Origin of the sequence: Veillonella magna DSM 19857 (genome assembly GCF_000428745.1) — a bacterium.
Classification (GTDB): Bacteria; Bacillota; Negativicutes; order Veillonellales; family Veillonellaceae; genus Veillonella_A; species Veillonella_A magna.
Genome location: NZ_AUAN01000035.1, coordinates 1 through 1398, shown reverse-complemented (window position 1 = coordinate 1398; position 1398 = coordinate 1). Strand labels below are relative to the sequence as shown.

Genomic DNA, 1398 nt, shown 5'->3' with positions numbered 1-1398 from the left:
GAACCGGTGTATGTCTCCCTAGAAAGGAGGTGATCCAGCCGCACCTTCCGATACGGCTACCTTGTTACGACTTCACCCCAATCATCGACTTTACCTTAGGCGGCTGGCTCCCGAAGGTTACCCCACCGACTTTGGGTACTTCCGACTTTCGTGGTGTGACGGGCGGTGTGTACAAGGCCCGGGAACGTATTCACCGCAGTATGCTGACCTGCGATTACTAGCGATTCCGACTTCACGTAGGCGAGTTGCAGCCTACGATCCGAACTGAGAGCTTGTTTCTGGGGTTTGCTCCGCGTCGCCGCTTCGCTTCCCTCTATTAAAGCCCATTGTAGTACGTGTGTAGCCCAGGTCATAAGGGGCATGATGACTTGACGTCATCCCCGCCTTCCTCCGCATTGTCTGCGGCAGTCTCTCATGAGTCCCCACCCGAAGTGCTGGCAACATAAGATAGGGGTTGCGCTCGTTGCGGGACTTAACCCAACATCTCACGACACGAGCTGACGACAGCCGTGCACCACCTGTTTTCTGGCTCCCGAAGGAGAAAAACAATCTCTTGTTTCGTCCATCAATGTCAAGACCTGGTAAGGTTCTTCGCGTTGCGTCGAATTAAACCACATACTCCACCGCTTGTGCGGGCCCCCGTCAATTCCTTTGAGTTTCAACCTTGCGATCGTACTCCCCAGGCGGGGTACTTATTGCGTTAACTCCGGCACAGAAGGGGTCGATACCTCCTACACCTAGTACCCATCGTTTACGGCCAGGACTACCGGGGTATCTAATCCCGTTCGCTCCCCTGGCTTTCGCGCCTCAGCGTCAGTTGTCGTCCAGAAAGCCGCCTTCGCCACTGGTGTTCTTCCTAATATCTACGCATTTCACCGCTACACTAGGAATTCCGCTTTCCTCTCCGATACTCTAGATGCCCAGTTTCCATCCCCTCACGGGGTTAAGCCCCGCACTTTTAAGATAGACTTACGCATCCGCCTGCGCGCGCTTTACGCCCAATAATTCCGGACAACGCTTGCCACCTACGTATTACCGCGGCTGCTGGCACGTAGTTAGCCGTGGCTTTCTATTCCGGTACCGTCACTTCCTCGCATTATTCACACAAGGCTCTTTCGTCCCGATTAACAGAGCTTTACAACCCGAAGGCCGTCATCACTCACGCGGCGTTGCTCCGTCAGACTTTCGTCCATTGCGGAAGATTCCCCACTGCTGCCTCCCGTAGGAGTTTGGGCCGTGTCTCAGTCCCAATGTGGCCGTTCATCCTCTCAGACCGGCTACTGATCATCGCCTTGGTGGGCCGTTACCCCTCCAACTAGCTAATCAGACGCAATCCCCTCCTTCAGCGATAGCTTATATATAGAGGCCACCTTTCATATACTCTCGATGCCGAAAGCA

General features: G+C 54.5%; 1 rRNA gene. It reads right to left on the bottom strand.

What is annotated here, in order from left to right:
• Window positions 1–22 precede the first annotated feature (22 nt).
• Window positions 23–1398: ribosomal RNA gene (locus G344_RS0106955) — 16S ribosomal RNA — on the bottom strand; the annotation flags it as partial.